Here is an 18,450-nt window from a genome sequence, read left to right on the forward strand (position 1 = left end):
CCCCTCACTCTCCACCAGTTCTTACCCAACATCACAAACCCGCTCATCGTCCCATTGTCTTTATGTTTCCCGGACAAGGCACTCAATATGTCAATATGGGACGCCAACTCTACGAACATGAGCCGACTTTCGCCCAACACATCGACCATTGCGCCACTCTTGTCCAACCACTCTTAGGACTCGATATCCGTGAGCTGCTTTATCCGCAAACCGAACAACTCGAGTCRGYGCAGCCACTTCTACAACTAACTGCCCTCACTCAAGTGGCATTGTTTGTCGTCGAGTACGCCCTTGCTCAACTCTGGATGGAATGGGGAGTACACCCCACTGCCATGATTGGTCATAGTATCGGTGAATATGTCGCCGCCACTGTTGCGGGTGTGTTTTCCTTGCCAGATGCCCTGGAGATTGTTGCCTTTCGCGGACAACTCATGCAGCAACTTCCCCCAGGCTCTATGCTTGCTGTTTCTCTAAGTGCTGACGCTTTGCAACCTCTGCTGTCTGACTCACTGTCTTTAGCTGCTATCAATGCTCCAAATGCTTGTGTTGTTTCTGGTTCTATCGATGCTATCTCCTCACTCCAACTCCTACTGACTGAGCAAGGCGTCGCTTGTCGGCGACTGCTTACCAATCACGCTTTTCATTCTTCTATCACCGCCGAGCTTCTCCCCACTTTTATCCAGAAGCTCCAACAATTTCATCTTCAACCGCCACAAATTCCTTTTATCTCTAATGTCACTGGTAGTTGGATCGATTCTCAACAAGCCACTTCTCCAGATTACTGGGCGACTCATCTGCGACAAACTGTCTTGTTTGAYTCTGGTTTACAACTTTTGCTCCAAGAATCTGCACAGATTTTTCTCGAAGTTGGACCTGGTTCGACTTTAAGTAAATTTGCCTCTCGTCATCCTCTCAAACACCCCCATCAGTTATTCTTCACCTGTTTAGCTCATCCCCGACAACAATTTCAATCTGATGTTGCCTTCTTACTACGCACTTTAGGTCAACTTTGGTTAGCTGGCGTATCCATCGATTGGTCTGCTTTTAGTTCTCACGAGTTTCGTCACCGTTTACCTTTACCTACTTACCCCTTTGAACGCCACCGTTACTGGATTGAACCAAAATCATCATTACCTTCTTCAAGTCCAAACTCAATCAAATTAGACATAAAACAGAATATTAGTGATTGGTTATACATTCCATCATGGAAACGTTCACTGCTATCCCATACTCATTCATCCTTTAAAGCCAATATACAGAATAAACCATGGCTGATATTTGCTGATGAGCATGGCTTAGGTCTACAGTTAGCAAATAGACTAAGCGACGAAGGCAAAGATGTGATTCTTGTCAAAATAGGAGAAGAGTTTTCTCATGTAAGTAACGGAAATTATACTATTCATCCTCATACCTGCGAGCACTATCAGACACTGTTTCAAGAACTGATTTCTTTCGAGAAAGTCCCAGAGAATATTGCTTATTTATGGAGTTTAGATTCTTTAAGCCATTCTCAAGAAGGAGAGTTTTTAGAATTTCTCAGTTTACTGTTTCTAGTACAAAGTTTAAATAAACAGAGAATAACAGTTCCACTTCAACTTTGGGTAGTGACTAATCAGACGCAGGTTATTAATGGTGCAGAAATTGTGAAGCCTGACAAAGCAACAATTTTGGGATTGTGTAAGGCTATTCCTCAAGAATATCCTCAGATTGCGTGTCGCAATATTGATGTTGTCTTACCGCAAAAAGAGACTTGGCAAGAGAAAAAACTTGTCAACCAAATTTTGAATGAATTCACAACTTTATCCGCTGATGCTGTTGTTGCTTATCGCAGTCATTACCGCTGGATTCAATCATTTGAATCCGTGCGTTCGCAATCAGATATTTCAGATATTGAAGTCAAAATTCCGCTCAAAAAACACGCGACTTATCTGATCGTTGGTGGATTAGAAAGTATTGGAGGTGTGTTAGCAGAATATTTAGCAGAGACTTTTCAAGCCAAGTTGATTTTTCTAGAGAATAGCGTTTTACCTTGTAAACAAGAATACGTAAATTGGTTAGAAATCCACGGTTATCAAAATGATATAAGTCGTAAGATTATAAAACAACAAGAATTGGAAAAACTAGGGGCAGAAGTCATCGTTATATCTGTAGATATGACAAATGACGAACATGTCCGCACAATTCTAACACCCGAACAAATCAATTCAATTCACGGAGTTATCTACTCAATAAATCATAACCATGAGAATTTGTTTTACCAAATTCATGAAATTGGAGAATCTGAATTAGAGAAGACATTATATCACCAACGCAAGGAAATTGTAGCTTTAGACGGAATTTTTCAAGAGAAACAGTTAGACTTTTGCATTTTCCTCTCTTCATTATCTTCGATATTAGGAGGTTTTGGACAAACCATATCTTCAGCAACTCATCTATTTTTAGATAGCTTAGTTTATCAACATAACCAAGCTACCTCTGTGCCTTGGTTAACTATCAATTGGGATAGATGGCAACTAGCATCTTCTAAAGCACAAGAAACACCTTGGCAGACATCAGGAGCAGAGTTAGCTATTAAACCAACAGAAGGTTTAGAAACATTTCAACGAATTCTATCTTTAGGTGAGGTAAATCAAGTTATTGTTTCCACAGTTAATTTACCAGCTAGGTTTGAGCATCTATATAAACACAAACACCAAATAGAAACAAGAGCATCTGCTCAAAAAGACTCTTCCTCCTATCACTCAAGACCTAACTTAAGCAATCCCTACGTACTGCCAACTAACAACCTAGAACAACAGATTGCTCAAATGTGGCAAGAAATTCTTGGTATTGAAAAAGTTGGGATTTATGATGATTTCTTTGAATTAGGAGGAGATTCCCTCATTGCAGCCCAACTTATATCTCGATGGCGCTCAAGTTTTCCTGTAGAACTATCTGTACGCGATTTTCTAACCGAAGAAACAACAGTTGCAAAACAAGCAGAAATGCTTGAGGCTCTTCTCATCGAGAAAATTAACGATTTGTCTGAGGAGGAAGTACAAGTTCTGTTAGCCAGTAAGTAGGACTCTATTGGAAGATTTTTATCCTAACAATGGTGCAAGATGTTGGATGAAAACCTCACAAATAATTTATACTCACATCTTGCACCAATAAAATTTGATGTAATTTAATTACTCAGTATTAAAGTACAACCCTTAATTTGGCTATAAAAACTAATAAAAATCAGGTAGCCTTATCGTGCATCTTTTTACATTGCCTGGGTTTGTACGGAGAGGTGCAAAATCTGAGCATTTAGGTAATCTATATTAGAACTGAACTTTCCCCCAAGAAAAAAGAGCTAACTGTTGACCAGAGAGGGTTTCAAAGTTTTTTGATTCCCTGTTACTCGGTGCAAATTGTCAAAGGGGCTTGCGGAGCAAGCTTGAGGCGTTGACCCTTGTTTTTTTAGCTTACCACAGATGTGCAAATTGTTGTATCACTTACATGGGTACACATATATTGCCCATAAAGGCTAGGTTCTTTATTTGGCAAAGGTTTAAGGGCTGTTTAGTATATTTGGATCGGGGGAAGTTCAGTTAGAACTGCTGTATCAATTTTGAAAACTCCCAAAAATTATTAACAATGGATAAAGACCTCACAAATTTATCATCTGCAAAAAAAGTCCTACTAGAAAAATGGAAAAGTGGTCAGTTTACAAGTCAAAGAATTCCCAAACGCTCAAGCTTAAACCCTGCTCCCATGTCTTCTTCTCAGCAGCGGTTATGGTTTATCGATCAGTACTATCATGGTAGCCCTTTTTACAATATCTCAGGAGCTATTCATCTTAAGGGAAAACTTAATGTTGCTGCTCTGAAACAAAGTTTAAATGAAATCCTCAAGCGTCATGAGGCTTGGCGAACTTGCTTTGTGTCTGTAGACAAACAGCCAATGCAAGTGATTGCTCCAGAATTAACCTGGGAACTACAAACCGTTAATTTAGAGGATTTAGTCAGTCAGAATTGGGAAATTGAAGTTCAGCAAATAGCACATGAGGAAGCAAAAAAGCCATTTGATTTAACTCAAGCACCTCTGGTGAGAGCAACTTTATTGCAGCTAAACAAAGAAGAACACGTTTTTCTATTGACGATGCACCATATCGTTTCTGATGGCTGGTCTTTAGGTGTGTTCGTGCGAGAACTAACAATATTGTATGCAGCTTTCTCTCAAAGTAAATCTTCCCCCTTACCACCACTTCCCATTCAATACGCGGATTTTGCAATTTGGCAACGCGATCGCCTACAAGGTGAATCGCTCAAAACCCAACTTAACTACTGGAAGCAACAACTGAGTGGTGACTTACCCGTGTTACAGTTGCCTACAGATTATTTACGACCCGCTCAAGCTACTTTTAATGGTAGCAAGCAATACTTTAGGCTATCTAAAACCTTAACGGAAGCTGTCAAACAACATTGCCAGCAAGAAGATGTCACTTTATTTATGGCTCTACTTGCAGCATTTAGTGTATTACTTTATCGCTATTCTGGGCAAGAAGACATCTTAATAGGTTCTCCAATTGCGAACCGCAACAGTGTAGAACTCGAAGGAATGCTTGGCTTTTTCGTCAACACTTTAGTTTTACGTAATAACTTAAGCAACGATCCAGACTGGCGAGAGTTTCTCAAAAAAGTTCGCGAGGTCACTCTTGGCGCTTACGCGCATCAAGAATTACCTTTTGAGAAACTGGTAGAGGAATTACAAGTTGAACGTGATTTAAGCCGTAATCCTCTCTTTCAGGTCATGTTTGCTTTACAAAACGCTCCATTACCCGTTCTAGAGGTTGCCGATCTCAGCTTACGTCTTTTGGAGATAGATAGCGGTACAGCAATGTTCGACATCTTCTTGTCGGTTGTTGAAGGGGAGCAGGGATTAATGGGTTTTGTAGAGTATAATACAGACCTATTTGATTCAACATCAATGACTAGATTAATCAGCAATTTTGAAACTTTACTAGAAAATATAGTTGCTCATCCTCATAAACGAATTTCAGAATTTTCATTACTAACACCTCAAGAAAAAGAGGAAATATTAGTAGAGTGGAACCGTACTCATTTAGATTACTTTCAGGATAACTGTATTCATGACTTATTTGAAGCTCAAGTAGAAAAAACCCCGGAAGCAATAGCAGTAGTTTTTGAAGATGAGCAGTTAAGCTATCAAGAACTGAATTGTCGCGTCAACCAACTCGCTCATTACTTACAATTCCTAGGTGTAGATCCAGACACACTAGTGGGGATATATATGGAACGCTCTTTGGATATGGTCGTAGGACTACTGGGAGTTCTTAAAGCTGGTGGAGCTTATGTACCTCTAGACCCAGCATATCCAAAAGAGCGCTTAACTTTTATGCTGGAAGACACTCAAGTCCCAGTGTTACTGACACAAAAGAGTTTGGTCACAAAATTACCTGAGCATAAAGCGCATGTCCTCTGCTTGGACGATGATAAAAAACTAATTCATTCACAAAACCAAAATAACCCAAGCAGTTATGTGAAACCAACAAATCTAGCCTATGTCCTTTACACCTCTGGTTCCACAGGTAAACCTAAGGGGGTGAGTATCGAACACCGTAACACGGTAGCATTTTTAAATTGGGCAAAAACAGTTTATGACTCTCAACAACTAGCAGGTGTTTTAGCTTCAACCTCAATATGCTTTGACCTCTCGGTTTTTGAGATATTCGTTCCCCTTTGTTGGGGTGGTAAAGTCATTCTTGCAGAAAACGTCTTATATTTACCCAACTTGAGAGCTGCTTGTGATGTCACTCTCGTTAACACCGTTCCAAGTGCGATCGCAGAATTGCTGAGAGTGAACGGCATACCTGAAGGAGTATCTACAGTTAATTTAGCAGGTGAGCCGCTTTTCAATCAACTCGTGCAACAACTTTATAACCAAAAGTCAATTCAAAAAGTTTTCAATCTCTATGGACCCTCAGAAGCCACAACATACTCCACATATACCCTAGTAGGAAAAGGAGCCAATTCCTCACCATCCATTGGAAAACCTATTTCCAACACTCAGGTTTACGTGTTGGACAAAGGCTTACAACCAGTTCCTGTCGGAGTTCCTGGGGAACTTTACATTGGTGGCGCTGGACTAGCTCGAGGTTATCTCAACCGTTCCGAACTCACCCAAGAGAAATTTATCTCCAATCCATTCGCTTGTGAAGCGGAGTCTCGTCTGTATAAAACTGGTGACCAAGTGCGCTACCTGACAAACGGAGAAATTCAGTTTCTCGGTCGCATTGACAACCAAGTTAAAATTCGAGGCTTCCGCATTGAACTAGGAGAAATAGAAACTGTTATCAATCAACATCATGCTGTTCAACAAGCTGTTGTCATTGTTGGCGATCGTACACAAAATAATGACCAAAGTCCTCAGGGTTTAGTAGCCTATGTTGTTCCAAACGCACAAGCCCTAATTAACACAGATGAAAATAATTCTTACATTGAGCAAGTTTCAGACTGGGAAAAAGTTTGGTATGAAATCTACACTCAATCTTCCTCATCCCCAGACCCAACTTTCAACACAATAGGTTGGAATAGTAGTTACACATCTCAACCCATTCCCTTAGAAGAAATGCGTACTTGGGTCAACTCTACAGTTGAGCGCATTCTGGAGAACAAACCCAAGCGTATTTTAGAAATAGGTTGTGGTGTAGGATTACTCTTATTCCGCCTTGCTCCTCAATGTCAAAAATACTGGGCGACAGATTTCTCTGCAACAGCTATTCACTACCTCCAAGAGCAATTACTAAAACTAGAAACACTTTTACCTCAAGTCACCCTCTTCCAAAAAAATGCTGAAGATTTTGAAGAAATTGAACTTGAGAACCCAGATGCAATAGTTGTCAACTCTGTCGTTCAATACTTCCCTAGCATTAACTATCTGTTACGCTTCCTAGAGAAAGCAGTCAACGTGGTGCAAGCAGGCGGATTTATTTTTCTAGGGGATATCCGTAACCTACTACTTTTAGACGCATTTCACACTTCTGTTGAACTTTATAGAGGTTCAAGTAACCTGACAAAAGCACAGTTAGAGCAGCGCCTACAAAAAAGCCGACTTCAAGAAAAAGAATTATTCCTAAATCCTGCTTTCTTTGTTGCACTTAAACAAGTTCTCCCAAAAATTAGTCACGTTCAAATTCAGCCAAAACGTGGATATCATTCTCAAAATGAACTCACAAAATATCGTTACGATGTGACTTTGCATATCGGAACAGCCATAAACTACACAGCAAAAGTTTCTTGGTTGGACTGGCAAAAACAAATGTTAACACTAACTTCAGTTCATCAAATCCTAGAAACAACGCAGCCAGAATTTTTAGGCTTAACCCGCGTACAAAATCTTCGAGTACAGGCGGATATTCAAGCAGTACAATGGCTAACGAATCGTCAAAACGCTCAGACTGTCGATGAATTTCAGTCAATTTTAGCTCTCAATAATTCCGCCATCGATCCGGAAGACTTTTGGGCTTTAAGCCAAAAACTTCCCTATACAGTTGAAATTAGCTGGATTGGTTCTGACAGTTCAGGGAGTTATAATGTACTGTTCAAGAGGGATAAAACTACATTTGTCAGATTTCCTGGTGAAAGTGCAGGGCTTATATCTTGGAGTTCTTATGCAAACAACCCACTTCAAGGAAAATTTACTCGTAATTTCATTCAAGAACTACACAACTACCTGACAGAAAATTTAGCGGATTACATGATTCCATCTGCATTAATACCTTTAGACACAATACCTTTAACACCTAATGGAAAAATAGACAGACGGGCTTTACCATCAGATAACACCATACTACCTCGCATTCAAGAAATTTATGTTCCTCCAAAAGATGTTTGGGAAACAGTTCTCATAAGAATTTGGGAAGAAGTTTTAAACATTAGCCCAATTGGTGTAACAGATGACTTTTTTAACTTAGGTGGTCATTCTCTTTTAGCAGTGCGTTTACTAGCTCAAATTAACAAACAATTTGGGCAAAACCTTCCTCTCTCTACGATTTTTCAAAACCCGACTGTTAAAACTTTAGCTCAAACTATCTGCCAAAAAGTCAGTGCAAATTCTCCTTTAGTTGCAATTCAAGCTTCAGGCTCTAAAACACCTTTCTTCTGTGTACATCCTGCTGGCGGAACTATTTTTGCCTATCTCAATTTAGCAAAACTACTAGACGAAGAACAACCTTTTTACGCATTTGAACAAGGTCCTCATCAAAATGAATGTGACATTTTTAATATGTCAGTAGAAGAAACAGCAGCTTACTATATTCAGCAAATGCGTATAGTACAGCCAAAAGGACCCTATATTATAGGTGGTTGGTCATATGGAGGTGTTGTGGCATTTGAAATGGCACAACAGTTACAAAGAGAGAATGAAAAAATTGCTTTGCTTATTGTGTTTGACACTATACTAACTCAAGGGAGTACTCAATTAGCAGAAGATAATGCAAAATACTTAGTTCGTATGGCAGAATTTGCCAAAATATTTTTTGGTATAGATTGGTCTATATCTTATCACGAACTTCAGCATCTAGAACCTGATGAGCAGTTTCATCTTTTAATGAAGAAAGCCAACATCATCAATGATTTGGAAATTCAGCAACATCTCCGTAGTTATGAAATTTTTAAAGCCCACGTAAAATCAATGCAAAGTTATGTCCCTCAAATGTATTCAAACAAAATTACCTTATTTCGAGCTCATGAGCAAGTTAGCCTGGATATGCAACCTACAGCATCCTTGACTGATGACTCATCATTGGGTTGGGCTAAATATTCTAGAGAAAATATCAATATTATTGATATTCCTGGAAATCACTTCTCAATGTTTACTGAACCTTATGTACAAGAATTAGCTTGGCATTTGAGACACTGTCTTGACAACATTGAGTGAGCCAAGCGAAGAAATAGTAACCTCTCACATCATTAGCCCTGTCAAGGTGGATAAAAACTTCAAGAAACTAATAACTCTCTCTCCTCTTACCTCTGTGCCCTTTGAGGTTAAATAAATTACTTTTGAACAGCACAATACACTCAGAGCGCAGAGAAAACGATGAGGAAATGTCCCCTAAATTAAAATTTTAGGACTCACCTTGACAAGGCTACCTCTCATATCATCTCAACTCTTAAAATTATCAGCGATCGTATGCTAGTTAATGGGTTAATAGCAATATTCGTACTAATCGGAGGAATACTTGGAGGTGGTTACCTGTATCTGCGTCGTTCCCTACCTCCACTTTCTGGAACTTTGAAAATTGCTGGGTTACTAGCTCCGGTTACAGTCTATCGCGATAAATCAGCAACTCCCCATATTGTTGCTCAAAATCGCCATGACCTTTATTTTGCTCAAGGATACATCACAGCAACAGATCGTCTCTTTCAAATAGACGCGACCCGTAGAATAGCATCTGGGAAATTGAGCGAAGTTCTGGGAGAGCGATTTGTTGAAACTGATAAATTTTACCGCAACTTAACACTACGTCGAGCAGCAGAAGCTTCAGTAGCTGCTTATCCAAAAGATATCCTAGAAATTATGCAAGCTTATGCTGATGGAGTCAATGCTTGGATTAATCAAGCTAAAAAAGAAAAACGGCTACCACCAGAATTTTTGCTACTGAGATATGAGCCAGAACCTTGGTCCTTAGCTGATTCGATCATCATTGTTAAGTTTTTGGCTTATAACTTAAGTGGAAATTGGTTTGATGAGATTTGGCGGTACCAACTTATTGAGCGTGTTGGACTGGACAAAGCTGCTGAACTTTTTCCAGAGTATCCAGCCGATGCTACCACGACTATGGCTTACATCAGCCAGAATCATTTACCCTTAGAAAAACTACTAGCAACTGCTCAACCACCCGATCCAGAATTAGGTAGCAATAATTGGGTACTAGCTGGTAAAAAAACTGCCACTGGTTTGCCTTTACTGGCAAATGACCCCCATCTATTCACTAGTGCGCCAGCAGCATGGTATCAAACGCATCTTGTTTTAAAGAGTAAAGAAGGTGAAGGTTTGAATGTTTTGGGAGTCGCGTTTGCTGGAATGCCTGGTATTGTAGTAGGACGCAATCAGCATATTGCTTGGGGCTTAACAAATCTTAGAGCTGATGTTCAGGATTTGTACATAGAAAAGCCAAATCCTGAAAATCCTTATGAATTCCTCTACGATGAGCGCTATGAACCAGCACAAGTTTTGGTCGAAACAATCAAGGTTAAAGGGCGGGAAAAACCTATTTTTCATGAAGTCCTTGTAACGAGACATGGTCCAATCATTACTCCCATGTCTCAAGATGTTGAGAAACCACTAGATGTCAAACTAGCACTCAAATGGGTTTCATTAGAGCCAACGACCGAGATAGCTGCAATTGTCAACTGGAACTACGCTCGCAATTGGGAAGAATTTCGCGAAGCTTTGCGTTCTTTCCAAGGACCAGGTCAAAATTTTGTCTTTGCCAGTGTAGATGGTACTATTGCTTACCGTGCCAATGCTAAGATTCCAATTCGTCGTCAAGGCAATGGTACAATCCCCGTACCAGGGTGGACTCAGGAGTACGAATGGCAAGGATTTATACCTTTTGAGGAACTTCCAGAAGTGGTAAACCCAGTCTCTGGGTTTATTGCTACAGCAAATAATAAAGTCATAGATGATGCCTATCCTTACCTGATTGCTTCTAGTTGGGCTCCTCCATATCGAGAACAATGCATTGTCTCACAACTGCAATCTGCTCAGAATTGGCGGGTTAAGGATATGCAAGCTCTCCAAAATGATTTCACTGATTTACAGGCTGCTAAACTGCTTCCGATATTGTTACCTGCATTAAAATCAACATCATTTGGAAAAGCAGCAGCGTCAAAAAACTCTTTGGAGCAGCAAGCGATCAAGATTTTATCTGACTGGGATTTTGTGAATCGTGCGGACAGCAATGCTTCTGCCATTTGGCATGGATGGTATCAAGAGTTACAAAAAGAACTCTTGATTCCTACAGCGGGAATGAAGCTGTTGCCAAAAATGGTTTTAACTTTTGATATCATTACAGACCACCTGATTGTGAATGCAAGTCAAGGACAAGTTGCTTCCATATTACCTGAAGATGGTTTAGCAGGTTTAGCTAAACGTAGCTTCCACAAAGCTTTGAAGAATCTCAAAAAACGATTGGGTTTAAAAATTGCAGACTGGCAATGGGGAAAACTACACACAGTGACTTTTAATCACCCTCTAGGTATTGTTCCGCTTTTAGACCGATTGCTTAATGTTGGTCCCATACCAATTGGTGGTGGATTCGCTACTGTAAACAATCAAAGTTTTGAGAGAAACAAGCCCAATTTTCCTGTTATCCTCGCTGGTTCTTGGCGGTTTGTTACTGACTTATCTACCAAAGAAAAGAGTTGGACTGTCTTAAGCCCAGGTCAATCAGGACACCCATTCAGTCCTCATTATCGAGATTGGGCAAAAGCTTGGGTAAAGGGAGAGTATCAAGAACATAGTTTAGAAATCTCTAAATTATCTCATCCTTTACAACTCAATTTACTTCCAATTCAAGATGCAAAGAGCGCTTCTCTTCTAAATATGACTTACGCAAAGAAACCCAGTTTCTACAAAAAATCATAGGTTTGAACACAAGTTTTCTACGAAGAAACCGGGTTTATAGCCTCATTTGCGTAAGTCCTGCTAAACTGACCTTGTCATTAATAAATAATATGAATTTAATAGGGTTTCTTTTTCGGGCTTCTTGGAAGATTATAGCATTGGCTGCCTTTACAGGTTCACTCAGTGGAATTTGTAGCGCTATTCTTATCGCTGTTATTAATAAAGCAGTTAGTCACTCCAGCACATTCACAAATCAACAACTGTTTTGGGGATTTGTTGGACTTATAACTGTAGCATTTCTATCTGGTTGGCTCTCACGAGTTTTGCTGATTAGTCTGTCTCAAAAAGCTATTTACAAGTTACGGCTTCGTTTAAGTAGTTGGATTCTTGCTTCTCCCTTGCGCCAATTAGAAGAATTGGGTTCTAATCGTCTTTTGGCAACCCTAACAGAAGACACTGAATCCATCTCTAATGCAGTTTTTGCTATCCCCTTTGTCATTATTGACGTTACGTTAATTATTGGCTGTTTAATTTACTTGGGCTGGCTTTCTTGGGCATTACTGTTAGTAACACTTGTATCTTTAGCACTGGCGATCGCTAGCATTCAATTTTTGATAACAAAAGCTCACGTTCTTATACAACTGGGTCGTGAAGAAAAAGACAGCTTATTTAAGCATTTTCGTGCGATTACAGATGGAATTAAAGAACTCAAACTGCATACTCGTCGCCGTCAAGCTTTCTTAAATGAGGAACTTGAAGTTACTGCTGCATCTTCACGTAATTACAATACAAAGAGCATGGCGATTTTTGCAACCGCTGCTAGCTTTAGTGAACTGCTGGTTTTTATCATTCTTGGCTTTTTAGTATTTGGTCTTCCAAAACTCACCAAAATTGATCTCTCAATTATTTCTGGTTATGTTTTGACCATTACCTATCTTATACGACCACTTCAAAGTATCTTAGAAGTTTTACCTAATTTAAGCCAAGCCAGTGTCGCTTTACAAAAAGTTGATAAGTTGGGCTTGTCACTTACGAGTTGTTCTGAGATAACTTCTGAGGTGACAGATCGCTCGTTACTACCTGTGAACAGCATTGAGCTTTTTCAAATCACTTATACTTATCATAATGAAAAAGAAGAAAGTAATTTTGTGATCGGTCCTATTAATTTAACTTTTCATCCAGGTGAAATAGTTTTTATTGTTGGAGGCAATGGTAGTGGAAAATCTACTCTAGCAAAAATAATTACAGGCTTATATGTGCCAGAAACAGGCGAAATTCGCCTTAACGCACAGCCTATTACTCAGTATAATCGTGAAAATTACCGCCAAATATTTTCCACTGTGTTCGCTGATTTTTATCTATTTGAAAGAATTTTGGGCATTAATCTGCGTAAAATTAGTGGTGAAGCCCAAGAATATCTCCAAAAACTCCAGTTAGAGCACAAAGTTCAAATTCACGAGGATGTACTCTCAACTATAAACCTTTCGCAGGGACAACGCAAACGCCTTGCTCTCCTCACAGCTTATCTGGAAGACAGACCCATTTATTTATTTGATGAATGGGCATCAGATCAAGACCCCTTCTTTCGTGAGATTTTTTATAAGCAACTGATCGTAGAGCTAAAACGTAGAGGTAAAACTGTATTGGTAATTAGCCACGATGACCAATACTTTCACTTAGCAGACCAAATTGTAAAACTAGACTACGGTCAGTTAAAAAACCTCTCTTCTGTCACCTTAGGAAGATAAAAGACATCTCCTGAAAATGCCAACACGCCACTTTGAGTGGCTGTTAATATGCAATCGCTCATCTGCAACATCAGTCGGAGAGCATTTATAAAGTAAATCTTTAGACGGCTAGACAACGTAACATAATACGAGTCATAACGGCATATATGGCAGCTTCACTCATTTGGTGTCAGACGTTACATAATCCTTATTCAAACGATGCTACTGGTTAAACTAACCGAATGTAATTTGTACTACCCAAAGCTTGGGTAAAACTTCCCTAATTTTATGCAAACTTGACCACGTAGTATATGGTTTAATTTTTCCCAAACTCCCTTGCACTGCCATTTACGGTAATAGCTGTATATCGTTGAGCTTGGCGGGAAGTATCCCGGAAGCATATTCCATTGACATCCAGTTTTCAAATGATAATAGATGGTATTGCATATTTCACGCATATCTGTTGTGGGTGGATGACCTCCTTCTTTAGCTGGTGGAATTAAGGGAGCCAAGATTTCCCACTCCATGTCAGTTAAATCTGTGGGGTAAGACTTTCGCACCATCACCGACTATCTATGTAAATACACTGCATATAAAGTATCTTATCGTTATCAGAACTCCTTTCTCCTGGCTTTTAGATTTACTTTATAAATAGCCTTTTACATTAGCAATATCATTACTAACTTTTTTAGCGAAAAAAATGACAGAAAACTTGTTATTCAAACCTACAAATAGAAAGCTATTATTATTGATACTTATAGCTACGGCGGTTACAAGTGGAATCGTTGTTTACGGCATTTCTCTGTTTGAGCAAATGGGACGGACTACTTCACCTAAACCTGTTGTAACCAAGTTTGTACCCAAAGTAACAGCATTGGGTAAGCTAGAACCAGAGGCGGAAGTAATTAGTTTATCTGCACCCTTAGTGTTGGATGGCGATCGCGTCACGGAACTCCGTGTCAAAGAAGGTGATATAGTCCAGTCCGGGCAAATAGTAGCAATTTTAGACGCACGCGATCACTTACAAATTGCTGTACTCCAAGCAGCAAAACAAGTACGAGTCGCCCAAGCCAAACTTGAACAAGTCAAAGCAGGGGCCAAAGTTGGCGATATTCAGGCACAACAAGCCAGCATCGAACGTCTAGAAGCTCAATCCCAAGGAAATGCAATTGAACAACAAGAAGTCATAGCTCGTATAGAAGCTCAATGGCAAGGTGACAAAATTGCTCAACAAGCAACTATCAAAAAATTAGAAGCAGAACTAAACAACGCCCAATCCGAATATGAACGTTATCAAAAACTGTATTCTGAAGGGGCAATTTCTAATTCATTGTTTGATAGTAAACGCTTAAGCTTGGAGACAGCAAAACAACAACTAGACGAAGCTAAAGCAGTTTTGGCGCGGATTAACTCTACAGCTAGCAGACAACTAGCCGAAGCTAAAGTCTCCCTAGTCCGAATTAACGCTACAGGTACGAAGCAAGTTAGCGAAGCCAAAGCCACACTCACCAGTATTGCCGAAGTGCGACCAGTGGATGTGCAAACCGCCAAAATGGAAGTTGAAAATGCGATCGCAGCACTCAAACGTGCCCAGACTGACTTACAAGCAGCTTATATCAAAGCCCCAACCACTGGACAGATACTCAAGATTCATACAAGAGTTGGCGAAAAAATTAGTGAGAACGGTATCGTAGACATGGCGCAAACCGAACAGATGGTTGCCGTGGCAGAAGTCTATCAAACAGACATCAGCAAGGTCAAACTAGGACAATCAGCCGTAGTTACTAGTCAAGCATTTGCTGGAGAACTACGTGGGGAAGTTTTCTACGTTGGGTTACAGGTAAACCGCCAAAATGTATTCAGCAACCAACCAGGAGAAAATTTAGATAGCCGAGTTGTGGAAGTAAAAATTCGCCTGAATCCTGAAGACAGCAAAAAAGTTGCAGGTTTCACCAATTTGCAAGTGCAAACAGCTATTGAAATTTAAACAGTAGAAAATAATGGGTAAATACAAAGAAAAAATGTTTCCAATGAAAATAACAATGATTAGTAAAAAAATATGAAAATATTTCATAAAACGCCGTTAGCATGGCGGCAGTTATTAAAAGAAAGAACTCGTCTATTAGTAGCAGTTGCAGGTATTACCTTTGCCGATATGCTGATATTTATTCAGATGGGATTTGAAGGAGCATTGTTTGATGCGGCCATCCAACCACATCGCAGCTTACAAGCAGATTTGGTATTAATAAACCCTCAATTCCAAACCTTGTTTTCTGTCAAAAGCTTTTCTAGAAAGCGATTGTATCAAACATTAGGTTACGAAGGTGTAGAGTCCGTCAATTCACTTTATATTGGTACAGGACAATGGCGTAACCCCGAAACACGTTTAGAACGAGCCATCTTAGTTTGGGGTATCGATCCAGCAAAATCTGCATTTAAATTTCCGGAAGTTCAACAAAATTTAGACCAAATCAAACAGTTGAATCAAGTGTTGTTTGATCAAGCTGGTCGTCCAGAATACGGCATAGTAGGAGAGATATTTAAAAAAGAAAGCAATTTCAAGACGGAACTGAATAATAAAGCAATCAGTGTTAAGGGAATTTTTAGTAATGGTGCGTCTTTTGCTGCTGATGGTAACGTCATCACTAGTGATTCTACTTTTTTACAAATCTTTCCAGAACGCAAACCAGACCGCATCGAAGTTGGATTAATTACCCTTAAACCAGATGCCAATTTAGAGTTAGTACAATCACAACTTATTGCAGAATTACCTAAAGATGTTAAAGTCCTTACTCCAGAAGAATTTGCACAAATTGAAAAAGAATATTGGGCTAATAGTACAGCTATTGGATTTATTTTCAGCTTAGGTGTGGGGGTTGGTTTTATTGTCGGCATCGTCATTGTTTATCAAATTCTCTACTCTGATGTTTCTGACCACTTGCCAGAATATGCCACCCTCAAAGCAATGGGCTATACCGATTACTATCTGTTGATAGTTTTAATGCAAGAAGCATTGCTTTTAGCCGTTTTAGGTTTTATACCATCATTTTTGCTGTCTTTAGGTTTGTATCAACTTGCCTATATCTCTACTATGCTTCCTATCTTCATGAATATGGAACGGGCTATCACTGTGTTTGTCTTGACCATTATCATGTGTAGTGTTTCAGGATTGATCGCCATGCGTAAGCTACGATCTGCTGACCCTGCGGATATTTTTTAGTTATAAAATTTTATGTTGCCAGAATCTTTGTCAGTAAATTCTTACCAACCGCTTTCTAATTTAGAGCCTGTTATTTTCGTTAGTAACCTAAATCATTACTTTGGTGTAAGTGGACTACGCAAAGAAGTTTTATTTGATATTAATTTAGAAATTAAAGCTGGTGAAATTGTGATTATGACCGGGCCATCTGGTTCCGGGAAAACCACTTTGTTAACGCTACTAGGTGGATTACGCTCTGCCCAAGAAGGCAGTTTAAAAATTTTAGGGCAAGAAATTTGTGGAGCCAGCAAACGAAAATTGACCCGGCTGCGTCGTCAGATCGGCTATATATTTCAGGCGCATAACTTGATGACATTTTTGACTGTCAAGGAAAATGTGCGTATGTCTTTAGAGTTGCATGATGAATATATGAATCAAGACATGGATGCCAAAGTGATCGCTATGTTAGAAACAGTCGGCTTGGGAGAGCATGTAAATTACTACCCAGAAAATCTTTCTGGCGGGCAAAAACAAAGAGTAGCGATCGCCCGCGCCCTAGTCAGTCATCCAAAAATTGTCTTAGCCGACGAACCCACAGCCGCACTCGATAAAAAATCTGGGCGCGATGTTGTGGAATTAATGCAGAAACTTGCCAAAGAACAGGGCTGTACAATTTTGCTAGTTACCCATGACAACCGGATTTTAGATATAGCAGATCGTATTATTTATATGGAAGATGGCATACTCAAAAATGATAGCGCAGATATGATTACAAGTTTACACTAAGTAACGTTTTTTAAAGAAAAATTATCTTATACCAATTAAATATGAAGCTGCATATATATAGTGGAGTTGCAAGCTATATAAATTTCAGTAAACATGAGCCGCCCATTCAAGATTGAGATTACAGAGAGCGAAGAGGAACATTGTTGAGGTTAAATGGAAACGAGACAATTTTTGGATCTATGGCGCGATTCAACCTTTGACGGGAAAACATTTTCAGCACGAGTACCCCAAACTCAACGGTGACTATTTTCAACAGTTTTTGGACTGGTTATCTCAGCAATTAGGCGAAGACTACGCAATTTTACAAATTGACCAAGCTCCTGCTCATACAAGTTCGGCTATTCGCTGGCCAGAAAATATTATTCCTTTGCTTCAACCGCCTCATTCCCCTGAGCTTAACCCGATCGAAAGGCTTTGGGAATTCCTTAAGAAACCACTTAAAAATCAACTTTTCTCTGACTTACAAAATTTACGCGTTAGCGAAGCTCCTCCCTTAGGAGGCTCGCATCCAGGAAATATTCAGCCAACTTACATCGGAGCAGGTGATATCTATTTCCTCTTATAACTTTATTTTAGAAGCTCTTTTCTATGCAGCTTCATATTAAATTGGTATTAGATAACTAATTACTTAGCATAACAAGTCCTGAAGAACCAAAACTTCAGATATTTCCTGATGCAATGCTTGAAATTCACCGTTTTTGAAATTGGAAAATAAATATCGCGACATAAACGCAAAGGATATTATAATCTAACTGTTTATGAGACTGCCCAATTTTGTAACAATTCATTCACAACGCTGCTGAGAATCCAGGATTCAAGACCATCTATTAAAATACACAAAAATATTTTATTGTCAAGATCAATTTTCCAAGTGCTGCTTAGCTACAAAACTGATCTTTCGTCATGTTGTGCGATCGCGTAATCCTAGAAAGATAAAGATTCGCACATTCTCAGCACAGGCGTTGATCACATGGAATAACTTGTAATTATCAAGTTAAGGTTTTGTTACATAGTTGAAAATTGTAGCTGCTCAATTTAAATGTGCCAAATTGGCACATTTGAATATCGGTGTTTCAGTCCTTTATCTTTTAGCGGGGCTTAAACAAAAATGAAACTCAAATG

At 39.4% G+C, this 18,450-nt stretch carries 8 protein-coding genes and 1 pseudogene; 8 read left to right on the forward strand and 1 reads right to left on the reverse strand.

Translation table 11 applies throughout. The features are described 5' to 3' along the window. From B4U84_RS26375 to B4U84_RS26390, 4 genes are all read left to right on the forward strand, one after another. A partial coding sequence (locus B4U84_RS26375; protein ID WP_131121311.1) for an acyltransferase domain-containing protein occupies window positions 1-3,062 on the forward strand: 3,062 nt, incomplete at its 5' end. A 559-nt stretch (window positions 3,063-3,621) separates the two neighbouring features. Continuing rightward, window positions 3,622-8,925: a non-ribosomal peptide synthetase gene (locus tag B4U84_RS26380; RefSeq protein ID WP_131121153.1), complete on the forward strand. Its 5,304-nt coding sequence runs from the start codon at window positions 3,622-3,624 to the stop codon at window positions 8,923-8,925. 252 nt (window positions 8,926-9,177) lie between these two features. Then, on the forward strand, window positions 9,178-11,637 hold the full coding sequence (locus B4U84_RS26385) for a penicillin acylase family protein (RefSeq protein ID WP_131121154.1): 2,460 nt from the start codon (window positions 9,178-9,180) through the stop codon (window positions 11,635-11,637). Between the two features lie 89 nt (window positions 11,638-11,726). Further along, window positions 11,727-13,364 (forward strand): cyclic peptide export ABC transporter, encoded by a 1,638-nt coding sequence (locus tag B4U84_RS26390; protein WP_131121155.1) that lies wholly within the window; start codon window positions 11,727-11,729, stop codon window positions 13,362-13,364. A gap of 254 nt (window positions 13,365-13,618) precedes the next feature. Here B4U84_RS26390 and B4U84_RS26395 read toward each other — a convergent pair. Next, window positions 13,619-13,906, reverse strand: a pseudogene (locus B4U84_RS26395) (transposase); the annotation flags it as partial. A 137-nt stretch (window positions 13,907-14,043) separates the two neighbouring features. Between B4U84_RS26395 and B4U84_RS26400 the strand changes: the two are divergent. The 4 genes from B4U84_RS26400 (at window position 14,044) to B4U84_RS26415 (ending at window position 17,893) form a co-directional block, all read left to right on the forward strand. Continuing rightward, complete coding sequence (locus tag B4U84_RS26400) at window positions 14,044-15,330, forward strand: ABC exporter membrane fusion protein (RefSeq protein WP_017308767.1); 1,287 nt, start codon at window positions 14,044-14,046, stop codon at window positions 15,328-15,330. A gap of 72 nt (window positions 15,331-15,402) precedes the next feature. Then, window positions 15,403-16,563 (forward strand): ABC transporter permease DevC, encoded by a 1,161-nt coding sequence (gene devC / locus B4U84_RS26405; RefSeq protein ID WP_017308768.1) that lies wholly within the window; start codon window positions 15,403-15,405, stop codon window positions 16,561-16,563. A 12-nt stretch (window positions 16,564-16,575) separates the two neighbouring features. After that, window positions 16,576-17,328, forward strand: a complete 753-nt coding sequence (locus B4U84_RS26410; protein WP_017308769.1) for a DevA family ABC transporter ATP-binding protein — start codon at window positions 16,576-16,578, stop codon at window positions 17,326-17,328. 112 nt (window positions 17,329-17,440) lie between these two features. Next, on the forward strand, window positions 17,441-17,893 hold the full coding sequence (locus B4U84_RS26415; protein WP_131121156.1) for a transposase: 453 nt from the start codon (window positions 17,441-17,443) through the stop codon (window positions 17,891-17,893). Window positions 17,894-18,450: the final 557 nt, after the last annotated feature.

Origin of the sequence: Westiellopsis prolifica IICB1 (assembly GCF_004323185.1) — a bacterium.
Taxonomy (GTDB): domain Bacteria; phylum Cyanobacteriota; class Cyanobacteriia; order Cyanobacteriales; family Nostocaceae; genus Pelatocladus; species Pelatocladus prolificus_A.

Bases quoted from the DNA above. Each gene is read 5' to 3' on its own strand.
- B4U84_RS26400 (WP_017308767.1), top strand. From the start codon at position 14,044: ATGACAGAAAACTTGTTATTCAAACCTACAAATAGAAAGCTATTATTA.
- B4U84_RS26390 (WP_131121155.1), top strand. From the start codon at position 11,727: ATGAATTTAATAGGGTTTCTTTTTCGGGCTTCTTGGAAGATTATAGCA.
- B4U84_RS26385 (WP_131121154.1), top strand. From the start codon at position 9,178: ATGCTAGTTAATGGGTTAATAGCAATATTCGTACTAATCGGAGGAATA.
- devC (WP_017308768.1), top strand. From the start codon at position 15,403: ATGAAAATATTTCATAAAACGCCGTTAGCATGGCGGCAGTTATTAAAA.
- B4U84_RS26410 (WP_017308769.1), top strand. From the start codon at position 16,576: ATGTTGCCAGAATCTTTGTCAGTAAATTCTTACCAACCGCTTTCTAAT.
- B4U84_RS26380 (WP_131121153.1), top strand. From the start codon at position 3,622: ATGGATAAAGACCTCACAAATTTATCATCTGCAAAAAAAGTCCTACTA.